Raw genomic sequence first — 18,847 nt, forward strand, 5'->3', positions numbered from 1 at the left:
ATTTTTATCATGCATTTTAATTGTAAGATCTGTTAACTTCAGATGTAACTTTTCATGGACCATTTGAACGTGAGAAAAACAAATGGAGCGGGTGATGAGAATCGAACTCACGACCAGAGCTTGGAAGGCTCTTGTTTTACCACTAAACTACACCCGCAGACAATTTAGACCTTGTCGCGACGACATAACTAAATATACATGATATCTAAATTATAGTCAACCCATTTTCTCAATTTTTTTATTTTCTAACTGTTTTTTTTTCAAATGTTCTACTTAACTGATCGATACGTATACCATTGAGTGAATAAAAACTTACCGATATCCTATTATCTTCAATCTCCAACAACGCATATGTCTTTTCAAAAGAACCTCTAGGCAGCCTGATACTCCCAGGATTAATAAAGATCATTCCCTCACGTTCAAAGGCTTCAGCTACGTGTGAATGCCCAAAACAAGCAATTGCTGCACCTGTTTCCTCTGCCCTGTATGCTAGTGAAAGAAAAGACACTTTTACATCGTATAAATGACCATGTGTTATATATATACAAGTATCTCCCAACAGCTCAATGGCTTCGTTAGGAAAATCATCGCCTAAATAATCCATATTACCTTTAACCGTTACAAATCCAGACATTTCTTTAGATGATGTCGAAAGCTCTGAATCACCGCAATGGATCATAAGATCTACTTCATTTTGATAGCGGCTCTTTAATGTTTCTAACTCATCTGTTAACCCGTGACTATCACTAACGATTAAGGCTTTTCCCATAAGAGATCCTCCTCATTGATCAGTTTTTTTAGTTTTTCCAAAGCTATTGCTCTATGACTAATTTTATTTTTTTCTTCTTTTGCTAACTCTGCCATCGAACGATTTAATTGAGGAAGAAAGAAAATCGGATCATACCCGAAACCTTCCGTTCCCTTCTTTTCTCTTAAAATCTGACCTTTACACTCCCCTTTTACAACTAGCGTTTCTTTTTGAGGTCTCGCAAAAGCCAAAGCACATACAAACTGAGCGTTTCTATCGTTATCTTCAACATTCTGAAGTTCTTCTAAGACTTTGTTCATGTTCTCTTCATCACTTTTATGTATACCTGCATACCTAGCTGAATAAACGCCAGGTCGTCCTTCTAAAGCATGGATCTCTAATCCTGAGTCATCCGCGATAACAGGAATATTCATCTGTTTAGAGATGGTTTCAGCTTTTAAAATAGCGTTCTCTTCAAAAGTGACTCCAGTTTCTTCAACGTCAGGACTTCCTTCAATATCGTTTAAAGTGAGGATCTCAACCCCAAAACTTCCTAACATCGATTGAAATTCTTTTGCTTTACCTTTATTTTTTGTTGCAACTAAAATTTTCATTAGGTACGCCTCCGTTTTGTAAAAAGTTTTTCTATAGGATTGTGATATTACTGTCATTTGGTGAAGCGTCTTCAACTATAAAATGTACGCCTCCCATTTGGAATGGAATGCGAGGGACATAAAGCGGAATCAAATACTTTAAAAGTACAAAGGTTGTCCAAAGCTCTTCTCATTTCGCTTGCAAAAGATTGTTACTTTTGCATGTTCATTCTCATCGTCGACAAAGTTGATTGGAGTGTAAGGTTTGAGACTCCTGCGGGACGAGCGGTCAGGTGAGACCCTTAAAGGCGCAAAGCGGCAAGGGGCTCACCGATCGCCCCGCGGAAAGCGAGACACCTGAAACGGAAATCAACTACTTTCAAAACAACAGAGCAATAAAAAAAGAGACGAATATTCGCCTCTTTACTGTATCACAACCTATTTAATTTTAAAATTCACCTGTATTCACTTCTTTAGGTCTTGAAACCGGGGCTGTAAGTTCTTTACCTTTTTCATTGAATATCTTAGACTTCCCATCAACTTTAATCGCCACTTTCTTCACTTCAGATAGCTCTGTAAGCGAAAGAACAATTGAATTTAACACTTCATCTGCAATCATGCTTTCTTCTTTGTTATCCAGCAAAGCTCCATTGAAGTTTAATGTAACAACACCATCTTTGACGACAGGTGTACTTAACAGTTTCACATCTGTTCTAAAGTCTGTTAAAAGGCTGCTTTCTGCAGATGGACCATCAATTAGATGTTCGATTGTTGCTGTTACTTTATCTGTCCCCTCTTTTGCAACTCGACGCGTTACTGGTACATAATACGTTTGATCCTGTGTCTGTGCCAAGAAATAGAGAGTTACGAGTTCACTATTCGTGATATCTGCCACACTGCCATTTTCGAGATTTATCCCGTCAACACGACTCACACCGTCACCAACTGGTGTATTATTAACAGGCATTGAATTTTGGTTCTTTCCTGCGATTTGTATTTTAACTTTTTTTATGTTGTCAAACTGAGTAAGTGTAAATGTAATAGCTTGCAAGATCTTCATTTCATCCGCTGCATTATACTCTGTAAATTCCTTTGAAAAATTTGCCGTAGCTGTCCCCTTTTTGATATTTACCGATAACACTTCTGTATCAGCTGGCAGAACAGCTTGAAAACCGTTAGGGAGCAGATTGCTTACAGGTCCGTCTTTTACAAGATACTGCAATACTTGTTTAGCCGTTTCATCGTTCTTTGGAAGAGCCAGTACCTGTGGGACAACCATCCCGTTGCTGTCGAATAAAAACAGTTGCCGCTTATTCGTTTGCTCTGCACTAGCCGCTTTGTCTTTCTTATCCAGCGACTGACCTTCTTTCACGTAATTCACTTTAGGGGGATCAAGCTCATTTCCTGCTTTCTCTCCCCATAGTCCGCAACCTGATACCAGCAATGAAGCTGATAATATGATAAGCGGTGCTCCTGACTTCATCATTTTGCGCATACTTTCCCTCCTCAAGTGGTTTGTACTATTATGTATACGAGCTATCCTCTCCCATTAGACCACTTGTACAAAAAATAAAAGAGACTGGCTTTAATTAAAAGAAAAGAGCAGAACCCAAAAAGGATCCTACTCTTTCAATTCAATATTCTAATTATGAGGTTACCTAATTTTCATGCTCTTTGAAAACTACAACTTCATACATTCTACTTTTTCAATCTTACGGTCTAGCCAATGGTTGGCGATCTGCAGGAAATGATCGCTCTCTGCTGTCGCTAAAAATCGGTGCATCGGTTTAGCATCTTCTGTATTTAAAAGCCCACTATGGTCTAAGATGACAGAAACTTCACGCGCAGTTTCTGCACCTGAACAGATCAACGTGATATGTTCACCCATCACTTGCTGAATGATTGGTCTTAACAACGGGTAATGAGTGCATCCCAGAATTAACGTATCGATGGAAAGATCCTTAAGTGGATATAGTGTTTCTGAAACTGCACTTAATGTCTCTTCACCAGATAACTTACCTTGTTCAACAAGCGGAACGAACAACGGGCATGCTAAACTTTCTACGATTACATCGTTACGAATCTGTGTTAGCGCCTGTTTATAAGCACCACTATTGACCGTCCCGACTGTCCCTATTACACCGACATGATTATTTTTCGTCGCTTTTAAAGCGGAACGGGCACCAGGATGGATAACTCCTAAGACAGGAATGTCTAACTTTCTCTTCGCTTCTTCTAAAACTGCTGCAGTAGCTGTATTACAGGCGATAACGAGCATCTTAATCTCCTGTTCTAAAAGAAAGTCAATCATTTCCCACGTATAAGCCCTAACTTCTTCAAATGGTCTCGGGCCATACGGACACCTTTTCGTGTCTCCTAAGTAGATAATCTCTTCTTTTGGTAGCTGTTTCATGATCTCTCTTGCTACCGTTAAACCTCCCACTCCTGAATCAATGACTCCAATGGGTCTATTCAAAAAACATCGCCTCATCTCTATATACATACTGGCGTTAAATCACTGTTTTCTATTCTGCTAATATTTTTATGAAATTGCAAGACCATTCGTTAATGGAATGTTTTAAAAGCGAGCAACCTGGAGCGGAAATCAACCACTCTCGTGTCCAACCCTATTCACTCAAACATCTATAGAAAAAGACTATGGAAATTTCCCCATAGTCTTTTTTCCACTTTAGAAATTTTCTTCTGCAAACTTCACAACGTCTTCCATTGTTTCCATTTGTAGAATTTCATCCATGTGTGCACTGATCTTTTCTTTAGACAGACCAAGAATCTGACTACGAGCAGGAAGTACAGATGTAGCACTCATTGAGAATTCATCCAGACCAAGCCCAAGAAGAATTGGAATTGCGATCGGATCGCCTGCCATCTCTCCACACATACCAGCCCATTTACCTTCTTTATGTGCTGCATCGATAACCATTTTTACTAATCTTAAGATTGCTGGATTGTACGGCTGATACAAGTAAGAAACTTGTTCGTTCATACGATCTGCAGCCATCGTATATTGAATCAAATCGTTAGTGCCGATGCTGAAGAAATCAACTTCTTTAGCAAAAGTATCTGCCATTACGGCTGTTGATGGAATTTCCACCATGATACCTACTTCAATGGATTCTGAAACTTCAATTCCCTCAGAAACGAGCTTTTCTTTTTCTTCTAATAAGATTCCTTTAGCAGCACGGAATTCTCCAAGTGTTGCAATCATCGGGAACATGATCTTCAAGTTCCCATATTGGCTTGCACGAAGAAGTGCTCTAAGTTGCGTACGGAAAATGTCTTGCTCTTCTAAGCAAAGGCGAATCGCTCGGAATCCTAAGAAAGGATTTAACTCTTTCGGAAGATTTAAATAAGGAAGTTCCTTATCTCCACCAATATCGAGTGTACGGATGACTACTGGTTTACCTTCCATCTTTTGAAGCACTTCACTATATGCCTTGAACTGCTCTTCTTCAGTAGGAAGTTGATCACGGCCCATGTAAAGGAACTCTGTACGGTATAAACCAACGCCTTCTGCACCGTTCTCTAGAACACCTTTTACATCAGCTGGTGTTCCAATATTAGCCGCAAGCTCAACTTGAACAGAATCGCTTGAGAATGTTTTTTCATTCACTAGCTTTGCCCATTCCGCTTTTTGCTTTTGATATTGTTTTTGTTTTTCTTCATACGTAGCGATTTCATCTTCAGTAGGATTCACGATTACATGTCCATCCAGACCGTCGATGATTACCATTACGCCGTTCTCAACGTTCTCTGTAATTGTTTTCGTTCCTACTACTGCAGGAATTTCCATTGAACGAGACATGATTGCTGAGTGAGAAGTTCTCCCTCCAATGTCAGTTGCAAAACCTTTAACAAAATTACGGTTTAATTGAGCCGTGTCAGAAGGAGTTAAATCTTCTGCTAAGATGACAACCTCTTCTGTGATACTTGCAGGTGTAGTAAACGTCACATTTAACAAGTGTGCTAAAACTCGTTTTGAAACGTCACGAATATCTGCCGCACGCTCTTTCATGTATTCGTTATCCATGGATTCAAACATATTGATGAACATGGATGAAACATCGTCCATTGCTGCTTCAGCGTTAACTTTTTCATTTTCAATCTTTTGTTTTACAGCATCAACTAGTTCTGGATCGCTCAAAACAAGAAGATGGGCAGCAAAAATCGCTGCCTTATCTTCGCCTAACTCTTTGTTCGCTTTTTCTTTTATAACAGAAAGTTCCTCTTTGGAAACGTTAAGCGCTGCTTCAAAACGATCGATTTCACTCGCTGAATCTGAAATCGATTTTCTTTCGATCGTTAATTCAGGGTTTTGAAGAACAAACGCTTTTGCGATTGCGATGCCGGCTGATGCTGCAATACCTGAAATTTTTTCAGACATTACTCACCAAGCCCTTCCTTTTTCATTACATTTTCTAATGCAGCGATTGCTTCATCTGCATCTGAACCTTCTGCTTTGATCACGATTGAAGATCCTTGTTGGATCCCTAGGCTCATTACACCCATGATTGATTTTAAGTTAACGCTCTTTCCGTTGTAGTCAAGTGTAATATCTGAGCTGAACTGACCTGCTTGGTTAACTAAAGTTGTTGCTGGACGTGCGTGAATTCCTGATTCGCTAGTTACTTTGAATGTTTTTTCTGCCATGATAATTACCCCTTTATTTTTTGAATGTAATAATATTTTCTTCCTCTATAGCCACAGTTCCTGTTTTTTCGACGGAAACTGTTTCATCCGATAGATTCGTGAATACAATCGGTGTGATTACGGATGGTGCATTTTCCTTAACAAAGTTCAGGTCAACCTTTAAAATCTTTTGACCGATCTTAACTCTGTCGCCTTCAGAAACAAAGCTCTCGAAACCTTCACCTTTCAATTTCACTGTATCGATACCAAAGTGGATGAGAATTTCTTTGCCTGAATCTGACTCAATACCGATGGCATGTTTCGTCGGGAAGATATTCATTATCTTACCATTAACAGGTGAAACCACCAAGCCTTCTGCTGGTTCGATCGCAAATCCATCACCCATCATTTTTCCTGAGAAAACTTGGTCAGGAACTTCGGTGATCGGAAGTATTTTCCCTTTAATCGGAGAAACAAAACGATCATCATCTGTAGAAATCGATGAAGTTGGTGTAGCACCAGGATTGTTTGTTTCAACAACTTTTCCTTGTTCAGGCGTTTTCTCTGAATTCTTCGGTTTAGCTACAGTCTTACCACTGATAATATCTTGAATTTCACTCTTAATCGTATCTGAACGAGTTCCAAAGATCGCTTGAATGTTATTACCCATTTCAAGAACGCCGGAAGCTCCGAGTTTTTTCAATCGATCCTTGTCCACTTCCTTAGGATCATTTACAGAAACTCTTAATCGAGTGATACAAGCGTCAAGGTTAGAGATATTGGACTCTCCGCCTAATCCCTCTAAAATATTCGCTGCTAGTGAATCTTTATTGGACGGTCCAACATTCGTTTCAACTTCGTCATCCACGATTTCTCGTCCTGGTGTCTTAAGGTTCCATTTACGGATCGCAAAACGGAAACCAAAGTAATAGATCACTGCAAATACGAGACCTACAGGAATTACTAGCCACCAGTCTGTACGGTTAGGAAGTACTCCGAACAGTAAGTAGTCGATTACACCACCAGAGAAAGTCATACCTATTTTAACATTTAACAAGTGCATAACCATAAAAGAAAGCCCTGCGAAAATAGCATGAATTCCAAATAATACTGGAGCAACAAATAAGAAAGTAAACTCAAGTGGTTCCGTGATTCCTGTTAAGAAAGAAGTCAACGCAGCAGAACCCATGATACCCGCAACTATTTTCTTTTGTTCAGGTCGTGCTTCGTGATACATAGCTAATGCTGCAGCCGGAAGGCCGAACATCATGAACGGGAACTTACCAGTCATAAAAGTACCTGCTGTTAATTCAACGTTATCTTTTAGTTGTGCAAAGAAGATCGCTTGGTCACCACGAACAAGTCCTTCTGCTGCAGATTTATAAGAGCCGAACTCAAACCAGAACGGCGAGTAGAAAATATGATGTAGTCCAAAAGGAATCAATGAACGTTCGATCACACCAAAGATAAATGCTGCGACCGTCAAGTTCGAATTGATCATGCTTTCAGAGAACGTATTAAGTCCATGCTGTACAGGTGGCCAGATGAACGTCATAACAATACCCAGTGCTAAAGCAGAAACTGCAGTAACAATCGGAACGAAACGTTTTCCAGCAAAGAATCCTAGGTATTGAGGAAGTTCGATGTTATAGAACCTCTTATAAAGATAGGAGGCTAAGATACCGACGATGATACCTCCAAACACTCCCGTCTGAAGTGTTGGAATCCCAAGTACGTTCGCAAAAGAAGGATCTTTTCCGATCATATCAGGAGTTACCCCTTCAATAACGCTCATGGTTACGTTCATGATCAAGTAACCAATAATTGCTGCTAATCCTGCTACACCTTCACCGCCTGCAAGACCGACGGCAACACCAACGGCAAACAGTAACGATAGATTAGCAAAAACAATGTCTCCCGATTTCTCCATTACGTCTGCAACAAGCTGGAACCATGCTGCATCTAATGCAGGTATTCTTTCAATCAACGCTGGGTTTTTAAACGCATTACCAAAGGCAAGCAAGAGACCTGCAGCTGGCAAAATCGCAACCGGCAGCATAAGCGCTTTACCTACGCGTTGAAGAACACCAAATAATTTTTTCCACATAGGAAGTCCTCCTTTTTATTATGATAACCCTTCCATTTACTTTCGCATCAAACAAAAAAAGACATAAATAAGAAACATGAGTAAATCCCTAATCAGAATTAATATATCCTAATTAAGCATCTGCTACACTTTTGTTTCTTACTTATGCCTGATCGAATCAGTAACACGTAAAAACGAGTTGTTCTATATTCATTTATCATTTGTCTTCATTGTCATAACGCGAAAGCCTTTGCAAATGCATTGTCAAATATACTGCTTCTGCATGGGGCACGGGTTTTTGTAAGGTATTTTGCATAACCTTAATCAACTTCCACGCCAAATTGTAGCATAAAGGATATTCTTCTTTCAACACTTTTGCTAACTTTTCTTGCTCTTCCATGATATCACCCATAGAGACCCGTTCTATCGCATGCCTTAGATGACGAACAAGACGTAAATAATTGATGCTTTTCGTATCGATCGTAAGGTCTAATGAATGTTGGATCATCTGCATCAAAGTGTTGATGAGCTCTGAGTGTTTCTTTATATCAGTTACACTTTTATTCGTAATAGCACTGTGAATATGAAGTGCAACAAAACCGATCTCCCCTTCAGGAAGATGAATCCCTAACGATTTATTGATGATTTCGATCGCTTCTTCAGCGACAGTATACTCTTTCGGATACAGTGTTTGTGTTTCAGTTAAAAATGGGTTTTTAATATCCATACTCTGTTCTAATCGTTTGATCGCGAATGTAATATGGTCGGTTAATGCAACATGTATATGTTCGTTTAACTCATACTCAAAACGAGTTCGTATGTGAACGATTACGTCATTGATCACTTCCACGATCTTCTCATCTATCGAATTTAATAACGTTTTATATTGTTCTTGTTCGTTTTCATCTTTTAATACAAATAACTTGTCCACTTGCTTAGGAAGAATTTCTTCACCTGGTTTCTTGCCAAAGCCAATTCCTTTGCCAATAACAATTCTTTCTTCATCGAAGGAATCAATGGCAATAACCACATTATTATTAAGAACTTTTTTTACTTGCAGGCTTTTGTTCATGAATTTTTTCACCTTTTTCATTTAGGTCCATAAACCACTAACATCATAACTTTCATCATAGCGGAAAACTGTTAGAAAAATCAATTACACTTTTTACCTGCTGCATAATCAAACTGAAAACGGCTTTCACAATGAAAGCCGCTTTCTGACTAAATCTCGAGTTCTCCAAGCCTCAATAACTCTACAACGGCTTGAGAGCGTCCTTTAACCCCAAGCTTTTGCATGGTATTCGAAATATGGTTACGAACTGTTTTCTCACTAATGAATAATTGTTCCGCAATTTCTTTTGTGGTCTTATCTTGAACTAGTAGTTCGAAAACTTCTCTCTCTCTTTTTGTAAGTAGAGGCTTCGGTCGGTAGTGTTTATCTTTCAATGAATTCACCCCTCCTTGCTAGGGTTTAGGAACCGCCAACGAATATTGGAAGTATTTAGTCAACATATAGTATGTAAAGAATCAGATGGGAGTGACTTGGTTCATTTAAAAAGTATGAAGAATATTACGGATAAACCATAAAAAAAAGCCCATTTTCATACATGGGCTTCTTTAGAAAAATTATTTAGTTGGTTTTTCAGCTCTTCATTCCACTTTACGGGACGTCCATTTCTTCTAGAAATCTGTACGATAGCACCTCTCCCTGTAAATACAGGAATCTTCTTCTCATTTATGCCTAAGTAATGGATGTCTATTGAAGATGAACCTACTTCATTTATTTTCACATACACTTTTAATTTTTCATCGTACATGATCTGGGCCAAATAGTCACATTGAAGGTCTGCCACAACTGGAATCTCTTCTGAATCTGGAGCACCCCAGTCAGTCATCAAACCCAGTTCTTTAAACATCGCGATTCGTGATTCTTCCATATAAGTAAAGATATTCGTATTGTTCACGTGGCCAAATCCGTCAATCTCACCAAAACGTACTTGCAATTCGTGATAAAAAGAAAAGCCCTTCTGCCAATCATCCATATTTGATATGTAATCTTGCCTAGCCAATTTCTTTTCCGCCTTTCCATACAGATATTTAATGAATCGCTATTCAGTTATTTGTTTTTAAAAAAAGCTTCTCCCTGATGAGAGAAGCTCTGTATGATACTTTAACGATCACTGCCAAAGAAGTTCTTGAAAGCTTGGAAGCTTGTATCACGGTTAAGTGCAGCGATTGATGTTGTCAAAGGAATTCCTTTAGGACAAGACTGCACACAGTTTTGAGAGTTACCGCACTCTGCAAGACCTCCGTCATCCATGATCGCGTTCAAGCGCTCTTCTTTATTCATCTCACCAGTTGGGTGAGCATTAAATAAACGAACTTGAGATAAAGGCGCCGGTCCGATAAAGTCCGAGTTCGTATTTACGTTCGGACATGCTTCTAAACAAACACCGCAAGTCATACATTTTGAAAGTTCATATGCCCACTGACGCTTAGTCTCAGGCATACGAGGTCCTGGTCCAAGGTCGTACGTGCCATCGATTGGAATCCAAGCTTTAACTCGTTTAAGTGCATCAAACATTCTACTTCTATCGATCGCCAAATCACGGACAACCGGAAATGTTTTCATTGGTTCAAGACGAATCGGCTGTTCTAACTGATCAACAAGAGCCGTACAAGATTGTCTAGGCTTTCCGTTGATTACCATTGAACATGCACCACAAACTTCTTCTAAACAACCCATCTCCCAAGTAACGGGAGTCGTAGCTTCCCCTTTAGCGTTAACAGGGTTTCTACGAATTTCCATAAGAGCAGATATTACGTTCATGTTTGGACGATGAGGAATCTCAAACTCTTCTAAATATGGGGCAGTTTCTGGGTTATCCTGTCTTGAGATGACGAATTTCACCATTTTTGTGCTCATTCTTACACCCCTGCCTTCTTCTTAGAATAGTCACGTTTACGTGGCTGGATTAGCGAAACATCTACTTCTTCATACTCGAATTCTGGTCCGTTCGTTGTTGGATTGAATTTCGCTTTTGTTGTTTTTAACCATTGCTCATCATTACGTTCAGGGAAGTCCGGTTTATAATGGGCTCCACGACTTTCATCACGGTTAAGAGCACCGAGTGTAATAACACGAGCTAGCTGAAGCATGTGCCATAGCTGACGTGTAAATGATGCACCTTGATTGCTCCACTTGGAAGTATCGTTAATATTGATGTTTTTATAACGCTGCATCAATTCTTGAATCTTTTCATCTGTTTGTTTTAACTTATCGTTGTACCTTACAACCGTTACGTTGTCTGTCATCCATTCTCCAAGCTCTTTATGGATCACATAAGCGTTCTCAGTTCCATCCATAGATAGAATATTGTTGTATACTTCTTGGTCTTTTTTCACTTGGTTATCAAATACAGTAGAAGGTACATCCTCAACTGTTTTTTCTAATCCTCTAATGTATCGAACAGCCGACGGACCAGCTTCCATGCCGCCAAAAATAGCTGAAAGCAGCGAGTTAGCTCCTAATCTATTAGCACCATGATACTGATATTCACACTCACCAGCTGCAAAAAGGCCTGGAATGTTCGTCATCTGATCATAATCAACCCACATGCCACCCATTGAATAGTGAACAGCAGGGAAGATTTTCATAGGAACCTTACGTGGGTCATCTCCCATGAACTTTTCGTAGATCTCAATGATTCCACCAAGTTTGATATCAAGCTCTTTAGGATCTTTGTGTGAAAGATCAAGATATACCATGTTCTCACCATTGATTCCTAGCTTCAGATCAACACACACATGGAAGATTTCACGTGTAGCGATGTCACGAGGAACAAGGTTACCGTATGCTGGATACTTCTCTTCTAGGAAGTACCAAGGCTTTCCGTCTTTATAAGTCCAAACACGTCCACCTTCACCACGTGCAGATTCACTCATTAAACGAAGCTTGTCATCACCAGGTATGGCCGTCGGGTGAATTTGAATGAACTCACCATTCGCATAATAAACACCTTGCTGATAAAGAGCTGATGCTGCTCCACCTGTGTTAATAACAGAGTTAGTCGACTTACCGAAAATGATTCCAGGTCCGCCAGTCGCCATAATAACTGCATCTGCAGGAAAACTTACGATCTCCATCGTTTTCAAATTTTGTGCGGTGATTCCTCTACATTGTCCTTCGTCATCAATAATGGCAGATAAGAATTCCCATCCTTCATATTTCGTTACTAGACCTGCGACCTCATGACGACGAACTTGCTCATCAAGTGCATACAATAACTGCTGACCCGTTGTAGCACCAGCAAATGCAGTACGATGGTGCTGTGTTCCTCCGAAACGACGGAAGTCAAGTAATCCTTCAGGCGTTCTGTTAAACATTACACCCATACGGTCCATTAAATGAATGATTCCTGGCGCTGCGTCACACATTGCTTTAACTGGAGGTTGGTTTGCTAAGAAGTCTCCACCGTATACAGAGTCATCAAAATGCTCCCACGGTGAATCTCCTTCACCTTTTGTATTTACAGCACCGTTTATACCACCTTGAGCACAAACAGAATGCGAACGTTTTACTGGAACAACTGAAAAGAGGTCAACGTTCACACCAGCTTCAGCTGCTTTGATCGTAGCCATTAAACCGGCGAGACCTCCGCCAACAACAATTATTTTCTGATTACTCAATTTGTCTCACCCCTTTTAAATGAATGCAAAGATTGTTCTTACGCTAACAATAGCAAGTGCAACAAATACACCCATTGTTACGTATGTTGAAATTTTCTGTGAACGAGGCGAAACTGTAAGGCCCCAGCTGACAAAGAACGACCATAATCCGTTAGCAAAATGGAATACTGCTGATAAAACACCAACAAGATAGAAGACAACCATGAATGGAGAGCTTAAGATGTCTGCCATCATATCAAAGTTTACTTCTTGTCCCAACGCAGCCTGTACACGTGTTTCCCATACATGCCAAGCGATAAAGACTAATGTGATAACGCCTGTTACACGCTGAACGAGGAACATCATATTGCGGAAATAGCCATAGCGGGTAACGTTGTTTTTTGCTTGGAACGTAATGTAAAGCCCATACACGGCATGAAACAAAATAGGTAAGTAGATGACAAACGTTTCTAGGAAAATACGAAAAGGTAAACTTTCCATAAAATGCGCCGCTTTGTTAAATGCTTCAGCATCCCTCGTTGCAAAATGGTTTACAACTAGATGCTGTACGAGAAAAATCCCGATCGGAATTACTCCTAATAATGAATGAATCCTTCTGTTAATAAAATCTCTACTGCCAGCCATTCTCTTGCCCCCTTCAAATTTAGCCTCTCTCTGGCTGCTAATCTTTGTTCCTCTCCACATGTAAGCGTTTTAAGTTTCCTCTTTTAGAGGATGAGTGTTAAACAATTAGCTTAATTAACTAGCAACATGTCCATTTTACTCCCATCGTTTGACACCGTCAAGAAAACGCTAACAACTAAATACGTAAATTTTCTTGATACATCAACGCTTTTGGAGGTTTAAGATTTTCGACAAATACCGATAGTTGCTATAGAGTTTAAACCGCTTTCCCGTTATAATAAAAATTAGAAAGAAGGGATGCAGAATGTTTAAACAAAAGACAAAGGATGATAACACCCCTGTAGAACAGCTTTCTGTTTCAGCTTTTGGGTATGAGATCCTTCGAAGCGATTTGTTGCCTGAACTTCTTGGCAAACAAGAACGAAATATTCTCTATTGGGCAGGAAGACACTTGGCTAGAAAATATCCTTTACATACGATGGAAGAAGTTCACGCTTTTTTTGTTGAAGCAGGTTGGGGCACTCTTGAAATGATCGAAGCTTCGAAAACTGAGATGAATTTCTCTTTAAACTCTCAACTGATCTTGCAGCGAATGGAAAACTTCAATCATCAAACGTTCAGCCTAGAAGCAGGCTTCCTCGCTGAACAAGTTCAGCTGCAAAAAAAATGCACAACAGAAGCTTTAGAATCTACAAAACGAAACAAAGTTTTTATTACTGTTCAATGGGACAAAAAAGATATGATTGAATAACAAAAGCCGGCGTATTGCCGGCTTTTTTTCAATGTTTGGTCTTATGTGTTCTGAACGGGAACACGAGCATCTAGCTCAAACACATCATGCAGCGTTTCTATCGACTTAATCATATCTTCTTGTTTCACGACGGTTGATACTTTAATCTCAGAAGTGCTTACCATTTTTATCATAATATCTTCGTCTGAGAGAGCTTTAAACATTTTAGCGGCAACGCCAGGATTTGAGATCATGCCTGAGCCAACGATTGACACTTTTGCAAGACCTTGTTCATAACTGATCGATTCGAATCCTAATTTCCCTTGATGCGCAGCAAGTACTTCTTGTGTAGCAGATAATGAGTTTGATTCAATCGAGAACGAAATATTCGTTTTTTCTTCATTTAGGACATTCTGAATGATGATGTCTACATTGATGCCGTTCGATGCCAAAATAGTAAACAGTTCCGCTAACGCGTGTATTTCATTGGGAACTGAAGAGACCGTAATTTTTGTTATGTTTCCTTCAAACGCAAGACCTCTAACCATTAAATTTTGTTCCATAGACACTTCCTCCTCAACTAATGTTCCACGTTCTTCACTCATGCTAGATCTTACTTCTAATGTAATACTATAGTTTTTAGCAAACTCAACCGCTCTCGGATGTAAAACGCCAGCACCAAGGTTCGCCATCTCTAACATCTCATCATAAGAGATCGAAGGTAGTTTTCTAGCTGAATCCACTACACGCGGATCCGTCGTATATACACCCGTCACATCGGTATAGATGTCACATCGATCGGCTTTTAAAGCTGCCGCTAGCGCAACGGCTGTTGTATCAGATCCACCTCTGCCAAGCGTTGCAATATCCTTTGTTTCAGGAATCAGCCCTTGAAAACCTGCGACAACCACGATATGGCCATCTTTTAATAGAGAAGACACGCGCTCTGAATCGATGTCTAGTATTCTTGCATTTGAAAAGGCATCTTCGGTTTGAATACCCGCTTGCCATCCTGTTAATGATTGAGCTTTATATCCTTCTTGATGCAGAGCCATCGTCAATAGGGCGATCGTAATCTGTTCACCCGTCGTAAGTAGCATATCCATTTCCCGTTTAGAAGGGTTCTGACTGATATCTGTAGCAAGCTTTACGAGTTCATCCGTTGTTTTGCCCATCGCTGAAACCACAACCACGACTTCATTTCCTGCATCTACTTCATGGATGATTCGTTTTGCAACATTTTGTATTCGCTCAACTGAGCCTACACTAGTTCCACCAAATTTTTGAACGATTCTCCCCATATACTCCAATCCCTTCTTGTTGTAAGATTCTATCTCTATTATTAGAAGACTTTGTTGACGGTGCACGTATACCTTCTTTTTTTGAAAGTAAATACAAAAAAGCAACAATAAGGAAAAACCCTATTGTTGCTATAATCCGTAGCAAGCCAAGTTTGTTCCCCCTCGTGAGATAGTCCTCCACACAAACCCTGGGGGGACTTGTGTGACAGCTCTGTATTTCTTCAATACAGGTCCAGCATAAAAGGCTAGAAGTCCTTTTACACTTCGGCAAGAATCCCCTTTCCACCATCATCACTAGAGCTTCTTCTCTTCAGATGGGTTACTATTGGTTCCTGCTCCTCTACCATCACTTCATACGAAGCATGGCATATTTATAAAGTTGGATTTATTTTAACAAAGTTACTCAATAGCTGCAACTACTCATTTGATAAAAATGCTTTTTCAATAAGCTCGGCTACTGGTTTAGGCACACCTGCTGCTTGAATCTCATCAACAGAAGCTTCTTTTAACTTTTTTAACGATCCAAAGTGGCGAAGCAGCATCTTTTTGCGTTTGTCACCGATTCCAGCGATGCTGTCTAATGTTGATTCGAACATGCTTTTAGAGCGAACTTTTCGATGGAAGGAGATCGCGAACCTGTGAACTTCATCTTGAATTCGTTGCAGAAGATAGAATTCCTGACTGTTTCTAGGCAAGTGTATCATTTCAGGAGGATCCCCAATCCAAAGCTGTGAGGTTCTATGCTTTTCATCTTTTGATAGACCTGCTACTGGAATAAATAAGTTAAGCTCGTTCTCTAATACATCTTGAGCCGCAGATATTTGCCCTTTTCCGCCATCGATCAGAATAAGACTAGGAAGCTCTCCTTCTTCTCTCAATAGTCTTGTATATCTTCTGCGAACAACTTCCTTCATGGAAGCATAATCATCTGGACCTTCCACAGATTTGATCTTATATTTTCGATAATCCTTTTTGTACGGTTTTCCGTCAACAAAAACAACCATGGCAGAAACAGGGTCTGTTCCATGAATATTCGAGTTATCGAACGCTTCAATACGATAAGGTGCAGCAATCCCAATTCTCTCACCAAGGTTCTCAACGGCTTTAATCGTTCTCGCCTCATCTTGCTCGATCAGGGCAAATTTCTCGTGAAGAGCTAAAGACGCGTTTTTAGTAGCTAACTCCACAAGCTCTTTCTTTTGTCCTTTTTTTGGTTGCAACACTTTCACTTGAAGAAGTTCCGATACAAGATCTGCATCCACTTCTTGTGGAAGGAGAATCTCTTTAGGCAGAAGGTGATTTTTTTGCAGATAGAACTGACCGATAAAGGTTAGCAAGTCTTCATTCGCTTCTCCATAAAAAGGGAAGACCGAAATATCTCTAGCAATCACTTTTCCTTGTCTAATGAAAAAGACTTGTACACACATCCATCCTTTATCGAAATGATAACCAAAAACGTCTCGATCGACTAAATCTGCTGTCATCATCTTTTGCTTCTCCATAACAGCTTCAATGTGCTGTATCTGGTCTCGAAGCTCTTTTGCGCGTTCAAAGTTTAATGCTTCAGAGGCTTCGAGCATCTTTTCTGACAACTCATTTTTAACATCCTGATAGCCGCCATTAAGAAATTTCACGATGCCATCTACCATCTGTTTATTTTCTTGTTCTGTAACATCATATACGCAAGGACCTAGACATTGACCGATATGATAATACAAACACACTCTTTTAGGCATCGTATCACATTTACGAAGTGGAAAAATACGGTCTAAAAGCTTTTTCGTTTCTTGGGCAGCATAAGCATTCACAAACGGACCAAAATATTTTCCGCCATCTTTTTTTATCTTCCGTATATATAGAAGTCTTGGTTGTTTTTCAGCAGTGATTTTTAAGTATGGATAGCTCTTATCATCTTTTAGCATAACGTTATAACGAGGGTCATGCTTTTTAATTAAATTCATCTCTAGAACTAATGCTTCCATCTCAGTAGAAGTCACAATGTATTCAAAATCTCTGATCTCACTAACAAGTCTTTGCGTTTTACCATCATGTGTCCCCGAGAAATAAGATTTCACACGATTCTTCAACACTTTCGCCTTACCAACATAAATAACTTTCCCAAACTCATTCTTCATAAGATAGCAGCCAGGTTGATCTGGTAGCAACATTAATTTTTGTTTTACAGAAATAGAGGTCAATTTCTTCCCCCCTTCACTCATAGCAGTCTTTTCTATTATCATATCATGTATCATCGTGTTCATAATACTATCGTGATTTCAATACCACATATTTTCATTTATCGACAATATTTCCTAGAAAATATTGAACAGTTTGTAAAATGCACAAAAAAAAGCCCGAGCAACGGGCTTTTTTGGATAAACCTTATTTATGTTTGTTCAATAGTTCAACTAATGCTTCTTTCGGTTGGAAACCGACAACTTGATCTACCACTTGACCGTCTTTGAATACAAGTAGGGTTGGAATACTCATAACACCGAATTTTCCAGCTGTTTCTTGGTTTTCATCAACATCAAGCTTAACTACTTTTACTTCTTCCATTTCTTGATCTACTTCTTCAAGAACAGGAGCGATCATTTTACAAGGTCCGCACCATGGTGCCCAAAAGTCAGCAAGTACTAAACCTTCGTTCGTTTCTGTATTAAATGTTTGATCTGATGCATTAACAATAGCCATTTATTTGGCCCTCCTTTTAAATAACAAAGTGTAAACAAAGTATATCCCACAAATGTAACAGTTGCTAATAGTTTGCTCAACTTTATGGTACCCAAGTTTTTTATTCGACAAACGTTAGATTGTAGCACTCTTTTCTAGATGTCTCTGACAGTTGAATAATTCACAAGTCCAAGCGTTTTCTGCTTTTAGGTTAAAAATAGAAAAAGACGTATTGTTAAGTCCGTACCAGCGATCAGTATCGTCTTGCAGAAGCTCTTTGAAGATCCTTACAAGTAATGCTCCATGAGTTATGACCAGAACTTTCTCGCCCTTATGCTTTTGAACAATATCGCTTAGGGCTGCTTTCCATCTAGTATCGGCATCTTCATTTGATTCTCTACCTAGATCAAGTTCCATCCAATTTTCTCCCCAGCGTTCGACTCGTTCGCTCTCAGTGGTTCCTTCTGTCTCACCGAATGAGATCTCGCGAAGTCTATCATCAGCCAACACGTTTAGACCGGTTATTCCGCTGATAGCCTCAGCAGTTTTATATGCTCTGAGTAATGGACTGGCATATATAGCATCCCATTTTTCATCCACAAACCGTTCCGCTAAACGTTCAGCTTGATACTTCCCGTTGTCATTAAGCGGGATATCCTTACAGCCTTGAGCTCTTCTTTCAATGTTCCAATCCGTTTCACCGTGACGAATGAATGCAATCGTAGTCATCATACACCTTCCCCGTTCTCAAATTGA

General features: G+C 39.6%; 18 protein-coding genes, 1 tRNA gene and 1 riboswitch. Of the genes, 1 reads left to right on the top strand and 18 read right to left on the bottom strand.

Translation table 11 applies throughout. The features are described from left to right. Window positions 1-83: 83 nt before the first annotated feature. The 14 genes from IHV10_RS15330 to IHV10_RS15395 all read right to left on the bottom strand — a co-directional run bounded on the left by IHV10_RS15330 (window position 84) and on the right by IHV10_RS15395 (window position 13,387). Window positions 84-157: transfer RNA gene (locus IHV10_RS15330), tRNA-Gly, on the bottom strand. 81 nt (window positions 158-238) lie between these two features. After that, on the bottom strand, window positions 239-769 hold the full coding sequence (locus IHV10_RS15335) for a metallophosphoesterase family protein (RefSeq protein ID WP_197131426.1): 531 nt from the start codon (window positions 767-769) through the stop codon (window positions 239-241). Next, window positions 754-1,362 (bottom strand): XTP/dITP diphosphatase, encoded by a 609-nt coding sequence (locus IHV10_RS15340; RefSeq protein WP_231619584.1) that lies wholly within the window; start codon window positions 1,360-1,362, stop codon window positions 754-756. Before IHV10_RS15340 ends, IHV10_RS15335 begins: the two co-directional genes overlap by 16 nt. Before the next feature lie 427 nt (window positions 1,363-1,789). Further along, window positions 1,790-2,827, bottom strand: a complete 1,038-nt coding sequence (locus tag IHV10_RS15345) for a GerMN domain-containing protein (RefSeq protein WP_137790655.1) — start codon at window positions 2,825-2,827, stop codon at window positions 1,790-1,792. A 195-nt stretch (window positions 2,828-3,022) separates the two neighbouring features. Then, entirely contained in the window at window positions 3,023-3,817 is a 795-nt protein-coding gene (gene racE, locus IHV10_RS15350) for a glutamate racemase (protein WP_305069382.1), read from the bottom strand. 213 nt (window positions 3,818-4,030) lie between these two features. Beyond that, complete coding sequence (gene ptsP / locus IHV10_RS15355; protein ID WP_197131435.1) at window positions 4,031-5,743, bottom strand: phosphoenolpyruvate--protein phosphotransferase; 1,713 nt, start codon at window positions 5,741-5,743, stop codon at window positions 4,031-4,033. Then, entirely contained in the window at window positions 5,743-6,009 is a 267-nt protein-coding gene (locus IHV10_RS15360; RefSeq protein ID WP_066396644.1) for a phosphocarrier protein HPr, read from the bottom strand. Before IHV10_RS15360 ends, ptsP begins: the two co-directional genes overlap by 1 nt. A 13-nt stretch (window positions 6,010-6,022) precedes the next feature. After that, window positions 6,023-8,095, bottom strand: a complete 2,073-nt coding sequence (gene ptsG / locus IHV10_RS15365; protein WP_197131438.1) for a glucose-specific PTS transporter subunit IIBC — start codon at window positions 8,093-8,095, stop codon at window positions 6,023-6,025. A 196-nt stretch (window positions 8,096-8,291) separates the two neighbouring features. Continuing rightward, window positions 8,292-9,146, bottom strand: coding sequence for a glucose PTS transporter transcription antiterminator GlcT (gene glcT, locus IHV10_RS15370; protein ID WP_197131451.1), 855 nt, complete (start codon window positions 9,144-9,146; stop codon window positions 8,292-8,294). A 149-nt stretch (window positions 9,147-9,295) separates the two neighbouring features. Next, window positions 9,296-9,520: a helix-turn-helix domain-containing protein gene (locus IHV10_RS15375; protein ID WP_066243534.1), complete on the bottom strand. Its 225-nt coding sequence runs from the start codon at window positions 9,518-9,520 to the stop codon at window positions 9,296-9,298. A 155-nt stretch (window positions 9,521-9,675) separates the two neighbouring features. Further along, window positions 9,676-10,143 (bottom strand): acyl-CoA thioesterase, encoded by a 468-nt coding sequence (locus IHV10_RS15380; protein ID WP_197131454.1) that lies wholly within the window; start codon window positions 10,141-10,143, stop codon window positions 9,676-9,678. A 101-nt stretch (window positions 10,144-10,244) separates the two neighbouring features. Then, window positions 10,245-11,000 (bottom strand): succinate dehydrogenase iron-sulfur subunit, encoded by a 756-nt coding sequence (sdhB, locus tag IHV10_RS15385; protein WP_144698733.1) that lies wholly within the window; start codon window positions 10,998-11,000, stop codon window positions 10,245-10,247. 2 nt (window positions 11,001-11,002) lie between these two features. Continuing rightward, window positions 11,003-12,763, bottom strand: a complete 1,761-nt coding sequence (gene sdhA / locus IHV10_RS15390; protein ID WP_066396656.1) for a succinate dehydrogenase flavoprotein subunit — start codon at window positions 12,761-12,763, stop codon at window positions 11,003-11,005. A 15-nt stretch (window positions 12,764-12,778) separates the two neighbouring features. Beyond that, window positions 12,779-13,387 carry a succinate dehydrogenase cytochrome b558 subunit gene (locus IHV10_RS15395; RefSeq protein WP_197131456.1) on the bottom strand — a complete coding sequence of 203 codons (609 nt, stop codon included), beginning with the start codon at window positions 13,385-13,387 and terminating at the stop codon, window positions 12,779-12,781. Between the two features lie 304 nt (window positions 13,388-13,691). On the opposite strand from IHV10_RS15395, the gene IHV10_RS15400 reads away from it, so the two are divergent. Next, on the top strand, window positions 13,692-14,138 hold the full coding sequence (locus IHV10_RS15400) for a YslB family protein (protein ID WP_197131458.1): 447 nt from the start codon (window positions 13,692-13,694) through the stop codon (window positions 14,136-14,138). 41 nt (window positions 14,139-14,179) lie between these two features. Here IHV10_RS15400 and IHV10_RS15405 read toward each other — a convergent pair whose 3' ends face one another. The 4 genes from IHV10_RS15405 to IHV10_RS15420 form a co-directional block, all read right to left on the bottom strand. After that, window positions 14,180-15,418: an aspartate kinase gene (locus tag IHV10_RS15405; RefSeq protein WP_197132112.1), complete on the bottom strand. Its 1,239-nt coding sequence runs from the start codon at window positions 15,416-15,418 to the stop codon at window positions 14,180-14,182. 162 nt (window positions 15,419-15,580) lie between these two features. Continuing rightward, window positions 15,581-15,769, bottom strand: a riboswitch (Lysine riboswitch). A gap of 65 nt (window positions 15,770-15,834) precedes the next feature. After that, complete coding sequence (gene uvrC, locus IHV10_RS15410; protein ID WP_231618375.1) at window positions 15,835-17,586, bottom strand: excinuclease ABC subunit UvrC; 1,752 nt, start codon at window positions 17,584-17,586, stop codon at window positions 15,835-15,837. Window positions 17,587-17,800: 214 nt separating this feature from the next. Continuing rightward, window positions 17,801-18,112 (bottom strand): thioredoxin, encoded by a 312-nt coding sequence (trxA, locus tag IHV10_RS15415; protein ID WP_137788705.1) that lies wholly within the window; start codon window positions 18,110-18,112, stop codon window positions 17,801-17,803. 114 nt (window positions 18,113-18,226) lie between these two features. Continuing rightward, window positions 18,227-18,823 (bottom strand): histidine phosphatase family protein, encoded by a 597-nt coding sequence (locus tag IHV10_RS15420; RefSeq protein ID WP_231618364.1) that lies wholly within the window; start codon window positions 18,821-18,823, stop codon window positions 18,227-18,229. Window positions 18,824-18,847 lie beyond the last annotated feature (24 nt).

It is taken from the genome of Fictibacillus sp. 5RED26, from assembly GCF_015903895.1.
Lineage (GTDB): Bacteria > Bacillota > Bacilli > Bacillales > Fictibacillaceae > Fictibacillus > Fictibacillus phosphorivorans.

Excerpts from the sequence above, each read along its gene's own strand:
- ptsG (WP_197131438.1), bottom strand. The coding sequence starts at position 8,095 with ATGTGGAAAAAATTATTTGGTGTTCTTCAACGCGTAGGTAAAGCGCTT.
- IHV10_RS15360 (WP_066396644.1), bottom strand. The coding sequence starts at position 6,009 with ATGGCAGAAAAAACATTCAAAGTAACTAGCGAATCAGGAATTCACGCA.
- IHV10_RS15400 (WP_197131458.1), top strand. The coding sequence starts at position 13,692 with ATGTTTAAACAAAAGACAAAGGATGATAACACCCCTGTAGAACAGCTT.
- IHV10_RS15395 (WP_197131456.1), bottom strand. The coding sequence starts at position 13,387 with ATGGCTGGCAGTAGAGATTTTATTAACAGAAGGATTCATTCATTATTA.
- IHV10_RS15335 (WP_197131426.1), bottom strand. The coding sequence starts at position 769 with ATGGGAAAAGCCTTAATCGTTAGTGATAGTCACGGGTTAACAGATGAG.
- IHV10_RS15420 (WP_231618364.1), bottom strand. The coding sequence starts at position 18,823 with ATGATGACTACGATTGCATTCATTCGTCACGGTGAAACGGATTGGAAC.
- uvrC (WP_231618375.1), bottom strand. The coding sequence starts at position 17,586 with ATGTTGCTACCAGATCAACCTGGCTGCTATCTTATGAAGAATGAGTTT.
- IHV10_RS15345 (WP_137790655.1), bottom strand. The coding sequence starts at position 2,827 with ATGATGAAGTCAGGAGCACCGCTTATCATATTATCAGCTTCATTGCTG.
- IHV10_RS15340 (WP_231619584.1), bottom strand. The coding sequence starts at position 1,362 with ATGAAAATTTTAGTTGCAACAAAAAATAAAGGTAAAGCAAAAGAATTT.
- glcT (WP_197131451.1), bottom strand. The coding sequence starts at position 9,146 with ATGAACAAAAGCCTGCAAGTAAAAAAAGTTCTTAATAATAATGTGGTT.
- trxA (WP_137788705.1), bottom strand. The coding sequence starts at position 18,112 with ATGGCTATTGTTAATGCATCAGATCAAACATTTAATACAGAAACGAAC.
- IHV10_RS15405 (WP_197132112.1), bottom strand. The coding sequence starts at position 15,418 with ATGGGGAGAATCGTTCAAAAATTTGGTGGAACTAGTGTAGGCTCAGTT.
- sdhB (WP_144698733.1), bottom strand. The coding sequence starts at position 11,000 with ATGAGCACAAAAATGGTGAAATTCGTCATCTCAAGACAGGATAACCCA.
- ptsP (WP_197131435.1), bottom strand. The coding sequence starts at position 5,743 with ATGTCTGAAAAAATTTCAGGTATTGCAGCATCAGCCGGCATCGCAATC.